Genomic DNA, 1,172 nt, shown 5'->3' with positions numbered 1-1,172 from the left:
CGCTTAATCTGATTATAGATAGAATGAGCTTCGTCGGTTAAGTCCACGATTTTGCCATTCTCTGTGATTGTAAAATCAATTGGTTTTGCACCGTCTGTCAAATATCCGTCTGGAGCTTCACTCTCAACGATACGGAAGTTTCCATAAGGTAAAAGGTCAGCGGAAGTAGAAGCGATACCCTCAATATCCGTATGAATTGTTTTTACCACTTCATTTTTCTTGTATAGTTTGCCCTCAACCAATACCGCATTATCATTTAAGGAAATGATGTCAAAGGCAGTATCTTTCAAGGTCGCACTTCCTTGTGGCTTCGTATCGCCCGTTTCTAAATCTCGTTTCTGGATTTTCACACCGCCACGAATGACTTTGTCTGATACTGAAAACTGGTTACTTCCAGATAATACGGCAAGGTCGCCGTCCTCGGTAATCTGTGTTACATATAAGCCCTTAATCTGTTCGGACTTATCGCCAGCCTGCATATATGCACCGTCTAACAAGTAGCCGTTTGGAGCTTTCGTTTCCTCAACGGTTAGCGTTCCAAGTGGAAGAACTGCTTTGCCGTCCTGCATATAGAAGCTGTCGCCAGATACCTTGTAAGCGTCCGCTAATTTTGTGATGTAGTGGGTTGTCCCGTCGCTGTTTGTTTCAGCGATTGTTTTTGTAACCCATGTACGAGTAGCTTCGGCAGGGAGATTATCTTTATTGTAGTAGCCAGCATAATACTTCCATGTAAATTCCGCACCTGCTAAAGAAGCGTTCCCTTGCGGATTGTCTTTCTGTGTTTCCATGTCAATCTTGAAAAGCTCAATCAAAGTGTCCGTTACTTTTGGCGTATCAGATACTTTCAAAGTCGCTGTCTTTCCAGCTTCAACCTTTAAGGAATATACAGTTTTATCTACCTTATATCCTGCTGGTGCGGATAATTCCTTGATATAGATTGTGCCTGCTTTTACCTCTACAACATCTGTATTTCCGTTTTTATCAGTCGTAAGAGTGGCAAGCTGTTTTGTGCAGTCCTTATCAGAAAAGACACCATAGGTTGCACCTGCAATAGAGTAATTCCCGTTATTCTCTGTAATGCTGGTATTACTGGAAGTCTTTTGCAGTTTCGCATTTCCAACATTCAGCTTCGCCCAGAATTGTCCTAATTCCTGCCCCTCGCCAGAGTAGAT

Annotated in this window: 1 pseudogene; it reads right to left on the bottom strand. The window is 42.6% G+C overall.

Annotation, left to right across the window (positions count from 1 at the left end):
- Positions 1-1,172, bottom strand: a pseudogene (locus tag DW114_RS21115) (SrtB-anchored collagen-binding adhesin); the annotation flags it as partial.

The sequence above is a fragment of the Absiella sp. AM09-50 genome, assembly GCF_003433845.1.
Taxonomy (GTDB): Bacteria; Bacillota_I; Bacilli_A; order Erysipelotrichales; family Erysipelotrichaceae; genus Hoskinsella; species Hoskinsella hominis.
The sequence above is the reverse complement of the archived record's forward strand: the minus strand, read 5'-3'. Positions and strand labels throughout refer to the sequence as shown.